Genomic DNA, 14640 nt, shown 5'->3' on the forward strand with positions numbered 1-14640 from the left:
TGGCATAACCTAATGGATTACATCGCTTGAAAGTTTTAGTGCTGAGTAATAAGGTGCCCTACCCGGCTAATGATGGCAGCAGCATTGCCATGTCAAGCATTATTGATGCTTTGCTAAAAAATAAAGCGGAAGTAACTTTGCTCAGCATTAACACCAAAAAGCACTTTAAAAGTGACGAGGCCACTGCTGCTCAACTACCCACTCGGCTTGATTTCCACAAGGTTTATCACAATACTTCTATCACTCCATGGGGGGCTTTGGCCAATTTGTTTTCAGGCAAGGCCTACCATGTATCTCGTTTTTATTTTTCCGCTTTCGCTAAAAAACTGGTACTGCTTTTACGGCAAAATTCCTTTGATATAATTCAAATCGAAGGTTTATCCATGGCGGTATATATTGAGCTTATTAGAAAATATTGCCAAGCTAAAATTGTACTCCGCGCTCACAATGTAGAACACATTATTTGGGATAGACATTTGGAAAACGAGTCCAGTAGCTTACGCTCAAAGTACTTAAAGATTCAAAATAGCAGACTGGCAAAATTTGAAATTCAGAGCCTAAAATCTGTTGACGCCATAGTTCCCATAACCGAAGAAGACAAGCAACTTTTATTGCCTTGGATTAGTAAGTCAAAACCCATCCAAAGCTTGCCATGCGGAATTGATATTGAAGCAAAAGACACATGCTCAAAAGCCTCAACACAAACTGCGGACATCGCTTACCTAGCCAGTTTTGACTGGATGCCCAATGTACAGGGTATAGAATGGTTTATGCAAAAAGTATGGCCTCTGGTGCAAGAGCTCAGACCCGATACGACCTTTCACCTAGGAGGTCGCCATATGCCATCTTCATTTCAAAAATGGGAAAAGCGTGGTGTTTCACTTTTTCAGGATGTTGCCGATATGCGTAAGTTTATTTGTAGCGCTCGCATAGTCATAGTTCCACTATTAGCGGGAAGTGGAATGCGCATAAAAGTGATTGAAAACATGGCTTTAGGAAAGTGCCAAGTGAGCACTACTATTGGTGCCGAAGGTGTAAATATTGAGAATGGAAAAGATATTATTCTAACAGATAGTCCGGAAGATTTTGCTCGAGCCATCAGCAATTTACTTCACGATGACGAACTCCGCACTTTTGTGGAAACACAAGCTCGGAAAACAATAGAAACGAGTTATAGTAATCGCCAACTTGGCAAGAACTTAATAAAGTTTTACCAAAGCCTGATATGATAGAAGCCCTGTTTTACATATCCATCCTTGGCATTCTTCATACCTATTTGGTTTACCCTTTAAGTATGCTCATTTTGGGTAAAATGTTTTATCAAAAAAGCTCTACTCCGAACGAAGACTATCAGCCAACTGTAGAAATTATTTTTGCAGCTTATAATGAAGAAGCTGTGATTCGTGAGAAAATCATTCACAGTTTTACAACCAAATACCCAAACAATAAGCTTTCGGTGAGAATAGGCTCTGATGCCAGTTCAGACCAAACGGACAATATAATTTCTAAGCTTCAAAAAGATTATCCAAACCTACACTTCAAGCGCTTTCCCGGACGTACGGGCAAAGCGGGAATCTTGAATCAACTAATAAAGGAGAGTAAGGCCGAACTAATTGTTTTTACTGACGCCAACATTATTTTTAATAAAAATACCATCCCTAATTTGGTCGCAGACATGCAAGACCCTAAGGTGGGGATAAGCGGTGGCCGAATAGTTTACAGTTCTTTTGCTAGCACCGGTATCAGCCTGCAGGAGAGCACTTACCTAAATCTGGAAAACAAAATTAAAAAAGCTGAATCTGACCTGTTTGGCAAAGCCATGGGTGTAGAAGGTGGCTGTTACATTATTCGCAAAGAGTTATTTACAGGCATCCCTCCGCTCTTCTTTATGGAGGACTTTTACATAAGTATGGCCACCATGCAAAAAAGATATGATGTGCTATTTAACAGCGATGCTACTTGTCATGAAGATGCCAGCGTGTATAGCTCGGAAGAATATAAGCGCAAGGTTCGTATTTCTATTGGTAACTTTCAAAACCTTAATGCTTTCAAAAAGCTGATTATAACAAGGTTTTTTCCATTGGGTTATATCTTTCTTTCGCACAAAGTATTACGCTGGTTCACACCGTTTTTTCTACTTATTCTTATCCCTACTTCACTATGGCTTTCTTTAAGTTCTACCCTCTATGGAGCTATAGCTGTATTTTATGGGGTTTTTATAGTATTAGGCGCTGTAGGTATCTTATTTTCGCAAAAGAAATGGATGGGAGTATTAAAATACCCCGGACACTTTATACACATGAATGTGGCCTTACTTAAAGGCTTTTACATATATCTAAAAGGAGTAAAAAGCAATGCTTGGGAGCCAACAAAACGAAACCAGCAATAAGCTGGACAGCATAGAATCAGCCATAGAAGATATCCGTAATGGAAAGGTGGTGATAGTGGTGGATGATGAAGATCGCGAAAATGAGGGCGACTTTATAGCCGCTGCCGAAATGGTAACTCCGGAGATGATCAACTTTATGGCCAAGGAAGGCCGTGGATTGATTTGTGCTCCATTGGTGGAAAGTCGCTGTGAAGAATTGGAGCTTAACCTTATGGTAAGCGAAAACACAGTTCTTCACAATACACAGTTTACCGTTTCTGTAGATCTTATCGGACACGGTTGTACCACCGGGATTTCAGTTCACGATAGAGCCAAAACCATAAAAGCTTTGGTTGATGAAAGTACCAAACCTAAAGATTTAGGCAGACCTGGGCATATATTTCCGCTAAGGGCAAAAAGTGGTGGTGTGCTAAGAAGAACAGGACACACCGAAGCTTCGGTAGATTTAGCCAGACTTGCAGGTTTTAAACCAGCAGGGATTTTAGTAGAAATACTAAATGAAGACGGAACTATGGCTCGTCTTCCGGAGCTTAGAAAGCTGGCCAAAAAGCTTGACCTTAAGCTTATCAGTATTGAAGATTTGGTGGCTTACCGTATGGATAAAGAATCTCTTATCGAAAAGAAAGAGGAATTTACCATCAACAGTGAGTATGGTGAGTTTATACTAAAAGCTTACGAGCAGACCACCAATGGACAGATTCATATTGCCCTTACCAAAGGACACTGGACCAAGGATGATACAGTACTAGTAAGAATGCACTCGGTGAGTGTGGCACACGACATTTTTGAAATTTTAACTTCTGATACTGGTCATCAGCTTGAAACAGCTATGCGCAAAGTAAGCGAGGAAGGTCGTGGTGCAATTGTGTATATGAATCAGGAAAAGTCTTCAGGAAACCTTTTGCAGCGCTTGCGTGAATATAAGGCTAGTCAAGAAGATGAGAGTCCATCAGAAACAAAACCGAGTTTTTCAAAAGATGCCCGCGACTTTGGTATCGGAGCTCAAATTCTACACGAGCTTGGCATTAGCAAGGTAAAATTGCTTACCAACAATCCTTTAAAGCGTGTGGGAATTACTGGTTACGGACTTACCATAGTTGGTAATGAAACCATGAAATAATATTCTTTAAAAGAATTTACCAAAAGGGCTTTTTCGAATCTTCGTTAAAGCCCTTTTTCATTTGGATTAATAAAGTCTTCCTCTTCATCGTCCTTTATACCATCAGTCTTTTTAGGGTGAATTACACGCTGTACAAAATCGTCCCAAGTCTCAAAGTCCATTCGATAATACACACCTACCCCCTGCTCATAGTTTTGCTGCCCCAGTCTGTAATAATCATCCACTGATCTGTTAAATGCCTTAGCTCGAATTCTTCCATCATCGGTAATGTTATATTCCACTTCAAAATCTCCCGCTACTTGTCTTTGGTTATTCTGATCCACATTAGGATTATCACCAACAGCTACTCCTACTGTACCATTTACGGTAATTTTATCATCAAAAAATCGCTTTGAGACTCCTACTTCCACTTCATCTTGCTGTTGCACCACCGCTGTTGGATTATCCTTAGTTCCTCCTTGGTAGCCAAGCGAAACCTCATAATCTCCAGTTACCTGATTGAGATATCCGGCTGCCTGGGTGGCCAGAGCTGAAAATGCAAGTTCCTGTCCGTTGCCACTTGATATATCCAAACCTTCAGCCGGAGCAAATTTATTTAATGCCAAAATGGAGAAAACCTGACGGTACATTTTATCCTTATCCGTGAGTTGGCTTCTAATTACCGATTGAACTGTACCAGTTGATCTTGGTGCATTAATATCAAAATCAATTTCAGGATCAAATAATTCTCCACTAAGAAACATATCTAAAACTACTGTAGTACGCCCACCTTCATAAATATTCACCAATGCTGAAGGATCTGCCTTTGTTGTATATCTGGCCGTTAGACCAATAATCGCCCCAAAAGGATCACCATTCCATGTAACAGTTCCACCATCAAGTACATCAAACTTTCTCTTAAGGCCCGGCATTACAAAGTTGTAGAAACCATCTCTTACAGTATACGTTCCATACATTTCAATGTCTTGATATGGATTCATTTTCATTCTAATGTTTCCATATCCTGTAGCCTCGAGCTTGTTGTCTAGCTCTGAATCTACAATGATGCTCACCATAGCATTGGTGTTTACGTTCATATTAAAATCCAGACTTACCCCCTTATTAAGATTTATACTTTTCTCAATTTTATCAGCAAGCGTATCTACTACTGTGGGATCAACAAAAGTTACAAAGCTTGTTTTGCTCACCTCAGTAGCTCCATCAATCGGTAGGTAAAATTTGGTATCACGTTCAGTGGTAACATCAGCAGTAACTTTTATCTCATCAGTAGGTCCTTTAATGCTAATATTTCCGCTTACAAATGCCGTCCCGTAGTAAGGGTCATCAGTATCTTCTGTAGTATTCAGCACCAAAAGCTCATTAGCCTTGATATTTAGATCTAAAACGAAATCACTAAAATTCTTATGAGTTACACCTCCCGTGACAAAACCTTCAGTTCCAAACTTACTATCCCGTAAGGTTAAATCCGGAAAGCTGATTCTACCAGGTTCAATTTTCACTTTGGGTATACCTTCTACATTGTAATCTGTTTTTAAAAGACTCACCGTAAATGCCGTATTTGGCAGTTTTAGTTCCCCATTTACAACTGGAGTTCCTGTATTTCCACTTACATCTATTTTTCCAGTAATACTCCCTCTGGCATTTTCTGCAATACCGGCTAGAAAAGGATTAAACGCGGCTATCTTGAAACGATCAAAATTTACATCAAACTTGATTCGACCTAAAGAATCTGGTTGGTAATATCCTTCCGCTTTGAAGGTGGTGAGATCACCAGCCGTCATAGTAGATAGCAGACGAATCGTATCATCTTTTACTGTCCAGTCGCTTGATACCAATAAATCGCCCAAATAGGTATTATTCATACCAAGGCTATCGATGCGTATATCTGCAGCAAATTTAGGTTCTGCTAATACTTGCGTTAAAATCACATCTCCATAAAGCTTTCCACTAAACCGGGCTGCGGTAGAACCGATAAAGTAGTTGGCTAAATCCATCCCAAAACCTCTAAGATTTAGACGCAGTACTTCATACGGATTATCTGAAATATTACCATTGATAAAAATCTCACGACCCTCATTGGCAATCACAAGATCTTCAATGTGAACACCTCCTGTATCTATTACAATTTTGTTTTTATCTCTAATCGTAAAATTCTGGAAGCCCACATTAAACTTTGACTCAAACACACCTATCTCAAAAGTGCTTGTATCGTTTTGCAAAGCATATCCTAGCAAATTTATCTTACTATCAACGCTATCGCGCATTATCCAGCTTAAATCATAAAAAAGCGAATCATTGTAATAGTAATTTCCCAATGAAATTGAATCTATCTTCAATCCTGATTTGAGCTTTACGCTCCCTACATCAAAACCGAGTTGTGATTTTTCGACCCCGCCTATATAATCCAGATTTATAGCCGTAACCTGATTGTAATCCCAAGCAAATCCAGGAGATTTTAAATTTATCTCTAATTGGTTATTTTCCGATGAGTATGTTCCTTTTAACTTACTGTTTGGCTCCACTGTAAGTTTTGGGACAAATAACTCAGTAAGCAACAGTGTATTCTTTATGGTAAAATCAAAAATGAAATCCTGATTATCCGGCCCTGGAACTGGTTCTGCTGTTTTTACAAATTTGTTGATTTGCGAGGCAAAAGCCTGTTGAATACCAGATAGAGTATAGTTGCCGCTAAGGTTGGCATCCACAATATTGGAACGTACTTCCATGTATCTATTGGTATCCAGTCCTTCAGAATGCATTATAATATCCTGAAAAAAGTAGAAGTTCTTGCCGTTTTCATAAGTAGTGTTTGCTAAGCGAATATCCCCCGCCCACTTTTGATAATTGAGCGCCAAAAAGTCAATATTCATTTCTGCTGTTACCACAGCCACGCTATCAGGTGCCAGGTTTAGTGCAAATAAATCTGCGCGCTCCACATTAGCCGTAAACTTGTATCGTGAAGTATCTTGACCAAAGCTTGCTCCTCCATCAAAAATAAACCGTAAGGCCGGATCATTTATCGCCAGCTTTCCTTCAAACCTACTATTCTTTATCCGTCCATTAATATCTATGTTGGTGTAATTATAATCTTGTAACCAAATTTGAGAAACAGTTCCATAAAGCTTGGTGTTCATCACTGTAGGATCTGTACCTTTTCCATCAATGGCCATTGTGGTGGTTACTGTTCCCAAAGCCGAATCGTTGAGCAATAAACCAATATTGAAAGCATCCAAAGAAACATTTCCCTTGTAAGTCATGTTCTCTACCTCCTCCGAAGTTTTCAGAGCCAGATCGGCTTCAAAGTTTCCGATATCTGATTTTAAAGATCCTGCTGTTTCAAAGTCAAAAATGTACCCTTCAAAATCACCAGCCATTACAATATCTCCTAGGGGATTTACATCAAGAGGCAAAGCCGAATCAGAAAACAATCCATATAAAAATTGCACATCTTCCGGCTGAGTATTTAGCTTGATATTCTGAGCATTTATGAAAATAGAATCCGGATTCGTGGTATTACGTAAGGCAAGGTTACCCGTAAGGTGAGTAGATGCACCAACGTTCAAATCCAAATCTTCCGCCTCGAGCTGATTTACCTTTCCCTGAGCGCTTCCAGTAAGGCTAAATCTTTTAAAATCGGGAAACTGTTCACCACTAAATATTTGAATTTCTTTTGATTGTAAATCGCTTTCACGAATTTCGGCCGTAATTTGAACCTGATTCACGAAATCCTGAAAATCTTCCATAGAGTTGTACTCAAAAAGCACATCTCCATCAAAAGTACTTTCGGCAGTTTCAAACTTCAACTTATCGATGGTCATGTGGTCATCATACATTTCATAGTATGTGCTCATCGATTTTACATCCAAGCTATACTTATCTTTTAGACTAATGTTATTTGCCTCAAGGCTAAAGTTGGCACCTTCCAAATCAAAGTCAGAAACATCAATCTGAATGTTTTGTAAGAGCATTCTAAAGCAATCTTCACAGTTTTTATCTTCATACCAAAAGCGGCCATTGCTAATATCAACCTGACTCACTTCTAAACCAAAAGGCTGACCAGTAGTGGTATCTCCGCTAGAAAACTTATTTACAAACTTTTGAAAGCCAAACTCTTCATCCCCAACCGTCTTAGTCCAGTAGAACTTAAGATTTTTAGCTTCTACGCCACGGCTATGCGCTGTGTTGGTCATAGAATTAAATCCACCGAAAAATAATTTTATTTCAGTAGCATAGGCCAGCGTATCTTTTCTTTCATCCTGAATATAAACTTCGCCAAGCACAAACTGATCTGGAAAAACATACTGAAAACGAGCCAGTTCAATGTCAGTTTTATACTTTTCATTTACCCAGGTAATGGCCTTATTGGCCACAAAAGTTTGCGGACCACTAAAACTTAAGGTCACCGCTAAGGCCAGCAAAATGAAAATAATGCTCAGCCCAATCCACATTAATATTTTTAGTACTCTCTTGATGTTAACTTTGCAAAATGGAAAAATTCATACTTGGCATTGAATCTAGTTGTGATGACACCTCTGCAGCCGTCATTTCCAACACAAAAATTTTGGCAAATGTAACAGCTAATCAGGACATACACCGCGAGTTTGGTGGAGTGGTTCCTGAACTTGCCTCACGTGCTCATCAACAAAATATTGTGCCAGTAGTTGACGCTGCTCTAAAAAAATCGGGAATTTCATCTAATCAACTGTCCGCCATAGCGTTTACAAGTGGGCCTGGCTTAATGGGATCCCTGCTCGTGGGAACCTCTTTTGCCAAATCTATGGCAATGGCTTTAAATATCCCGCTCATTGAAGTAAATCATATGCAAGCACATATCCTTGCACACTTTATAGAAAATGAAGGAATGGAAACCCCACCATTTCCCTTTCTATGTCTTACTGTTTCAGGTGGTCACACACAGATTGTAAAAGTGAATGATCATTTTGAATACGTACTTCTTGGCGAAACAATAGACGATGCCGCAGGTGAAGCTTTTGATAAAGCTGCCAAAATTATGGGACTTCCCTACCCTGGTGGCCCATTGATTGACAAATATGCCCAACTGGGTGACTCTTCCAAATTTAGTTTCAACAAACCTAGAATGGATGAATACAACTTTAGCTTTAGTGGATTAAAAACCAGCATTCTTTACTATTTGCAAAAAGAAGTAAAAACCAATCCAAACTTTGTAGAAGAAAATTTAAACGACCTCTGTGCCTCCATACAGCGTACCATTATGGAGATATTATTTGACAAGCTCGAAAAAGCCTCTGCTGATACAGGTATCAAACATATAGCAATTGCTGGTGGCGTTTCGGCCAACTCTGCTTTACGCAAAGGGCTAAAAGAAAGGGAGAATATTTTGGGGTGGAAACCTTACATCCCAAGCTTTGAATTTTGTACCGACAATGGTGCCATGATTGCCGTTTCTGGCTACTTCAAATTTTTAAAGCAAAACTTTTCAGAAATTGATGTGTTGGCACAAGCAAGGAAAAAACTGAATGCAGAATAGATTTGGCCCTTCGATACATTTCATTCATGCTAAAGCATAATGAAATACTCAGGGTGACAAAATTTTAGATTTACGATCTGAAAAGATATAATAAAGCACGAAACCCTAAACTCGAAATAAACCGTGAATTACCAAAATTCAAAATTTCTACGCTTCCAGTGGTTTTGGATTTGTTTGCGATTTAGAATTTCTGGTTTAGAGTTTAAAGTTTCGGATTTTACCCAATACCTTCGCCCTTTTAAATTTCACTATTTGAAAACAGACAAAAAGAAAATCATTATTGGAGCTACGGATCACCTAGCTTTGCCCGACTTTGGCATTGATGAAATTGCCTGCAAAATAGATACGGGAGCCTACACTTCTACATTGCATTGCTCACGTGTGCGGCTTATTGAAAAAGATGACCAAAGCATCCTGAGCTTCAAACTTTATGACCCCAAGTTTGGCATTAGCACCAAAAAGGAATTTAGATACACTGAATTTAAAGAACGTAAAGTTCGAAGCAGTAATGGCGAAATCGATTACCGCTATAGTATTTATACCACTGTTGTCATATTTGGAAAAAAAATTAAGACTGAGTTCACGCTAAGTTTCCGTGAAAAGATGAAATTCCCAATATTATTAGGAAGACGGTTTTTGAAAAACCGCTTTATTGTTGACGTTACCCAAAAAGAGCTTAGCCAAGCTCAACTAAATCAAAAAACATCCCGATGAAAATCGTCATATTATCTGCTAACAAAGAACTTTATTCTACAAAACGCCTTAAAGAAGCGGCCGAAGCCCGTGGACATGAAGCAGAGATTATCAACCATAATGAAACCTACGTGGTTATAGAAAGTGGCGATCCTAAAGTATTTTATGGAGATCACGCCATCGAAGGCGTTGATGCCATTATTCCTCGCATTGGTGCTTCGGTTACTTTTTATGGCTCCAATATTATCCGTCAGTTTGAGATGCAAAAAGTGTTTACTACACTTTCTTCGCTGGCCTTATCGCGCAGTAGAGATAAACTGCGAGCAACCCAAATTCTTAGTCGTCATGGTTTAGGTATTCCAAAAACTGCTTTTGCAAAAAGGCCTAGTAATATTGAATACCTCATTCAGCAAGTAGGTGGCTCTCCACTTATCGTAAAATTACTGGAAGGCACGCAAGGACTAGGTGTAGTACTTGCCGAAACCCGTAAAGCTGCAAAATCTGTAATAGAGGCTTTTTATGGGCTTGATGCCAACATTTTGGTGCAGGAGTTTATTGCTGAAGCCGGTGGCTCAGACCTTAGAACAATTGTAATTGATGGCAAGGTAGTAGCTGCCTTTAAACGTCAAGGAAAGGAAGGAGAATTTAGAAGCAACCTACACCGTGGCGGAAGCGGTACTTTGGTAAAACTCACCAAAGAAGAAAGAGCCGCTGCCATAGGCGCTGCAAAAGCTTTGGGCCTTGGTATTGCTGGTGTAGATATGCTACAAAGCAAGCGTGGGCCACTTATTTTAGAGGTTAATTCTTCTCCTGGTTTGGAAGGTGTAGAAAAAGCCACCAAGGTAGATGTAGCTGGCAAAATCATTGAATACATTGAGAAAGGTATAAAAAAACCTCAGAGCAGTAAAAAAGATAAAATCGGAGTTTAAGTGAATCTGTTTTACACCCCTCACATTAAAAATGGTGAAGGCTATCTGGAAAAAGAAGAAAGCCATCATGCTACACGTGTGCTTCGCATGAGTAGTGGTGATAGCCTTTTGGTAACTGATGGTAAAGGAACAATTTATCAGGCTACGCTTACTGCAGCTTCTAAATTGGAAACGCGCTTCAGCATCGAGGATGTTTATAAGAGTGAGGACAACCCAAGTGGGCATCTACACATTGCCATTGCTCCTACCAAGAGTAATGATCGCTTTGAATTTTTCCTTGAAAAAGCTACAGAAATTGGGATTTCGGAAATCACACCCATTATTTGTGATCACTCCGAGCGAAAGGTTTATAAAACGGATCGTGGTCAAAAAATAGTATCTGCAGCGGCCAAACAGTCATTAGCTTGCTGGTGGCCTATTCTACATGAACCAATTACGCTAAAAGAGTTTTTAACCAGAGACCCAGAAGGAGAAAAGTTTATTGCGCATTGCGAAAAAGACGATATGCCCAATATTTTGAAAGAACTCCCCTCCTTCTCTAAAGTACTTATGCTTATTGGCCCTGAAGGTGATTTCTCTCCTCGCGAAATTGATAAAGCACGTGAAGCAGGCTATCAGGAATGTAGCTTAGGGCCCAAGCGCCTCCGTACCGAAACGGCCGGGCTGGCTGTAGCTTTGGCTTTTGGAATTAAGTGAATTTGTCTAAAAGTCCAGCGGACTGGTTACACCTAATAAACTAGCCTTAGCAATGTGCGTGTAAATCATTGTGGTTTTTATTGATCTATGTCCTAGTAATTCTTGTATTAGCCTAATGTCAATACTATGTTCCTATTATGGATAAGGTGGTATACAAAAATAAAAAGCTCAGTTTCGGAAACAAGTCCAACCTCCTTTCTGAAATAGCCCTGGGTGAGCTTTAAAAAGGATTCATAGGTATTAATTGTATTTGGACTATACCGTTTAACCTGTAGTATGCGGACAAAATCAACAATTGACATAGAAAGCAATTTACGGGAATTTATATTCATAATGAGCCCATGCGGTGGCTTATTGTGATGTTTACCAATATATTGCACATATAAACGAGTTGTAAGCAAGCTAAAAATGACATTTGAACAATTGAATAAACATATAATTCCGATGACCGAATTTACTCTTAAATGGAGATTTACGGAAGAAGAATATGATTGCTTGCCTGAACAACATTTGAATGAATTTAAACCTTTAGACAAAGTTGGAGCGGAATTTCTTGCTGATTTTTTAAGTGATTGTAAAGTCCATAGTAAATTGCCTTTTAAAAATGGAATGTTTCGGAATTTGGACAAAGCCAAAATTCTGGAAAATAATGACAAAGAAATCACGAAATGGCTTTACCAAAGAACAATCCCTTTTGAAAAAGAAGTTTTCCTCTCTTGGGACGGAAATAATGGAATGATAACTAAATGGAAGTTTGTAGTTAAATATTGGAATTCGATTTTTTATGGAGGAGCTGATGATTTGACTGTCTTTGACCAAAGCCTTGAATGGATTTTGTTCTTTTTCCACGAAGACGAAATTCATTTCGGAACAAACAAAAATTATGAACCAATAGCGGAATTTGATGAAGAATGGTTTGTGATTTAAAAGTAAGCGGAATAAAAAAGCCTGCTTACAACACCATATATAATTTATTGCTAGTTCTAGCCTACTTACGAAAATCCTCGCGGACTTTCTATTCGGTTTTTATTTGCTAAATTACGTACTAAACCACGCAACAAACCATATACAAACACGTTATAGGCAATTGACCACAAACCTGAAAAGAGAAAATAATGAATACTCACACTGACAAAACACAAGAGAATAAAAGTCAATCGGTCTCTGCCGCTAGCCCTCAGATGCAGAGCGGTGATGAGTCTACTTTTCACTTTGTAGACAACCGACCTGAAGCTATTGCGCAAAGAAAACTTAAAGAGATGGCTAATAATAGTCCGAAGGTCAAGCAGTTGAAAGCTTTTCAGGACATAACTAACAACGATACTTTACAGAGAAGACAAAGGAGTAGAGGGGCTAAGGGGCGCCCAACTAGAACAAGCAATCCTCTCAAAGGCGTAAGACAAAATCCTGCTGATAAGGAAGGGCCATTACGTATTACTGTTCAACAAGGCAAATTAATCCCAAATCACGGTGTAGGAAGGAGCGGGGATGTAAATGCACTAATTCCTAACATTACAACCGCTAATATGTATGCAGTTCCTATATCAACACAAATTGATGATGTTAATGGTATGAGAATGGACCAGCAACAGGCTGCCAACCAGGATGATAGAAATATGGCTATTCAGAATAATATCCATCCACAAAATCAGAGTCAAACCTATGCTTCGGCTTATGTTGATTCTGCTGTCTTAGAAAACAACGAAGGAGAAGATAGGTACGCTTTAAGAATGGTTAAGCATGCTCTCAGACAATCTAATAGAGATAGACACATTTATCGAGTATATGGTCAACGAGCCATAATGTCAGAGGATAATTATGTCCCATACAATCAAAAGCAAGAAATGGTAAATGCCAATCCCGGACAAGATGGTGAGTAAAATAATCAATGTATAGAAAATAAAAAATGGAACTCAATTACGGTGGGAAGATGTCAGAAAGCGCAGAACTTTTGAATTTGAAATAAAGCCAATAATCGAGGTACTGTCTTAAAAAGCAAGTAATTTTTTAAATCTATTGATTAAATTTATAATAGCGAAAAGAGGACTTCAGGCGATTCGTTGTACGGAAGTTCATCTAGTGTAGCTCTGGTTCTTTCCAGAGCTATTTTTTTAGTGTCTCCTTTAGAGACAAGCGAAAAAAGGAGCTTTGACTCTTCATTATCGGAAATATTCTTAATATGGTAAGTTGGATCATACGCTTGGTCTTTTTTCCATAACGCCCAGATTAGTATTAAAAGTTTTCTTTGCACAGCTACATAGGCTTGCATCTTTGTTTTGCCTCTTTCAATCAACCGCTTATACAAAGCAGCTAAAGGAGCAACCTGACAGCGCACTACCCCGAATGCAGGTAAGTGCATCGCTCTTCGAATATGAGCATTACCCTTTTTAGACATTTTTGTCTTGCCCGAATACTTTCCAGATTGGTTATGAACAATATCATATCCTGAATAGCTAACCAACTGCCCTTGATTTTCAAAAGTTTCAAAACCGTTTGTCTCTGCAAGTAATACGGCTATCGTTCTAACCCCAACACCTGGTATGGTAATTATTTTCTCAACCTTGGGTCTGAGCTTTGCATCCTCCATCAGGAGTTTTTCAATCGACTTATTTATACTGACTATCCCCTTATCGAGTTCTTTAAGCAACTTTTTGAAGTTCTTTTCAACTTCTTTTACTGAGTAGGCACTATGGCTTAATGCATGAAGCTGATTCAAAATCACAGTCCTTTGCTCGTTAAAATCCTCCAGTTGGCGAGTCAATAGTCTCAACCGATAAAAGTCTTTTGACAAGGGCTGCCACAGTGGTATTCTTTGCTCTAGTCCCATACGAGAAAGCCCCGTTGCATCAATTTTATCATTCTTGCTTTTATTACCAATGGCTTGGAAGTATCTTTTCGCCTTAGTCGGTAGTATTACAGATACAGCGTATTTCCTTTCATAAAGAAACCATGCAAACTGCTCATAATATACCCCAGTCGCTTCCAATAGAATCGTAGGTTCAAAACCTTCAATACTCTTGTCATCAATCCATTTAATAAAATCCTTAAAACCGTGGAGTTTGTTAGAAAACTTTCTTGATGCCTTCACCTTAACTTGTCGTTTTAAATCCATTGTGGAAAAGACAACGTCCAAAGTATCTTTAGAAACATCAACACCCACATTTTGACTCGATAATCTTGTACACTCTTCCATGAAACGAATATTTTAAGTTAATAAAAATCATCCATCGCCTTTACTCACAACTGATACAAGGTCTAGTTAAAAACCAGCCTTTAGGTACTGTTCTGGCTTAAGATGAAAGGA

The 14640-nt window shown here is 38.9% G+C and carries 12 protein-coding genes; 9 read left to right on the forward strand and 3 right to left on the reverse strand.

The features are described from left to right. The first annotated feature begins 26 nt into the window (after positions 1-26). Genes OWEHO_RS03535 through ribB form a run of 3 tightly spaced genes read left to right on the forward strand, consistent with a single transcriptional unit; the run spans position 27 to position 3509 of the window. The gene (locus OWEHO_RS03535) at positions 27-1229 is read left to right on the forward strand and encodes a glycosyltransferase family 4 protein (protein WP_041627421.1); all 1203 of its coding nucleotides are present in this window, start codon (positions 27-29) and stop codon (positions 1227-1229) included. Further along, positions 1226-2389, forward strand: a complete 1164-nt coding sequence (locus tag OWEHO_RS03540; RefSeq protein ID WP_014201093.1) for a glycosyltransferase — start codon at positions 1226-1228, stop codon at positions 2387-2389. Before OWEHO_RS03535 ends, OWEHO_RS03540 begins: the two co-directional genes overlap by 4 nt. Next, positions 2355-3509 carry a 3,4-dihydroxy-2-butanone-4-phosphate synthase gene (gene ribB, locus OWEHO_RS03545; RefSeq protein ID WP_014201094.1) on the forward strand — a complete coding sequence of 385 codons (1155 nt, stop codon included), beginning with the start codon at positions 2355-2357 and terminating at the stop codon, positions 3507-3509. The genes OWEHO_RS03540 and ribB overlap by 35 nt, the downstream gene beginning before the upstream one ends. Positions 3510-3553: 44 nt before the next feature. Here ribB and OWEHO_RS03550 read toward each other — a convergent pair whose 3' ends face one another. After that, positions 3554-7957, reverse strand: coding sequence for a translocation/assembly module TamB domain-containing protein (locus OWEHO_RS03550; RefSeq protein WP_014201095.1), 4404 nt, complete (start codon positions 7955-7957; stop codon positions 3554-3556). Between the two features lie 38 nt (positions 7958-7995). Here OWEHO_RS03550 and tsaD point away from each other — a divergent pair, with 38 nt between their 5' ends. The 4 genes from tsaD (at position 7996) to OWEHO_RS03570 (ending at position 11336) form a co-directional block, all read left to right on the forward strand. Then, positions 7996-9018 (forward strand): tRNA (adenosine(37)-N6)-threonylcarbamoyltransferase complex transferase subunit TsaD, encoded by a 1023-nt coding sequence (tsaD, locus tag OWEHO_RS03555; protein ID WP_014201096.1) that lies wholly within the window; start codon positions 7996-7998, stop codon positions 9016-9018. A gap of 252 nt (positions 9019-9270) precedes the next feature. Continuing rightward, positions 9271-9732 (forward strand): ATP-dependent zinc protease family protein, encoded by a 462-nt coding sequence (locus OWEHO_RS03560; RefSeq protein WP_041627912.1) that lies wholly within the window; start codon positions 9271-9273, stop codon positions 9730-9732. After that, the gene (gene rimK / locus OWEHO_RS03565; RefSeq protein WP_014201098.1) at positions 9729-10640 is read left to right on the forward strand and encodes a 30S ribosomal protein S6--L-glutamate ligase; all 912 of its coding nucleotides are present in this window, start codon (positions 9729-9731) and stop codon (positions 10638-10640) included. Before OWEHO_RS03560 ends, rimK begins: the two co-directional genes overlap by 4 nt. Next, positions 10641-11336, forward strand: coding sequence for an RsmE family RNA methyltransferase (locus OWEHO_RS03570; protein ID WP_014201099.1), 696 nt, complete (start codon positions 10641-10643; stop codon positions 11334-11336). Between the two features lie 6 nt (positions 11337-11342). Here OWEHO_RS03570 and OWEHO_RS18170 read toward each other — a convergent pair whose 3' ends face one another. Then, on the reverse strand, positions 11343-11459 hold the full coding sequence (locus tag OWEHO_RS18170) for a tyrosine-type recombinase/integrase (protein ID WP_083828031.1): 117 nt from the start codon (positions 11457-11459) through the stop codon (positions 11343-11345). Between the two features lie 321 nt (positions 11460-11780). Here OWEHO_RS18170 and OWEHO_RS03575 point away from each other — a divergent pair, with 321 nt between their 5' ends. Then, on the forward strand, positions 11781-12263 hold the full coding sequence (locus tag OWEHO_RS03575; protein ID WP_014201100.1) for a hypothetical protein: 483 nt from the start codon (positions 11781-11783) through the stop codon (positions 12261-12263). 188 nt (positions 12264-12451) lie between these two features. Next, positions 12452-13216, forward strand: coding sequence for a hypothetical protein (locus tag OWEHO_RS03580; RefSeq protein ID WP_014201101.1), 765 nt, complete (start codon positions 12452-12454; stop codon positions 13214-13216). A gap of 146 nt (positions 13217-13362) precedes the next feature. Here the strand turns inward: OWEHO_RS03580 and OWEHO_RS03585 are convergent, their stop codons facing one another. Further along, positions 13363-14529, reverse strand: coding sequence for an IS110 family RNA-guided transposase (locus OWEHO_RS03585; protein ID WP_014201102.1), 1167 nt, complete (start codon positions 14527-14529; stop codon positions 13363-13365). Positions 14530-14640: the final 111 nt, after the last annotated feature.

This window comes from Owenweeksia hongkongensis DSM 17368 (assembly GCF_000236705.1).
In the GTDB taxonomy this organism is placed as follows: domain Bacteria; phylum Bacteroidota; class Bacteroidia; order Flavobacteriales; family Schleiferiaceae; genus Owenweeksia; species Owenweeksia hongkongensis.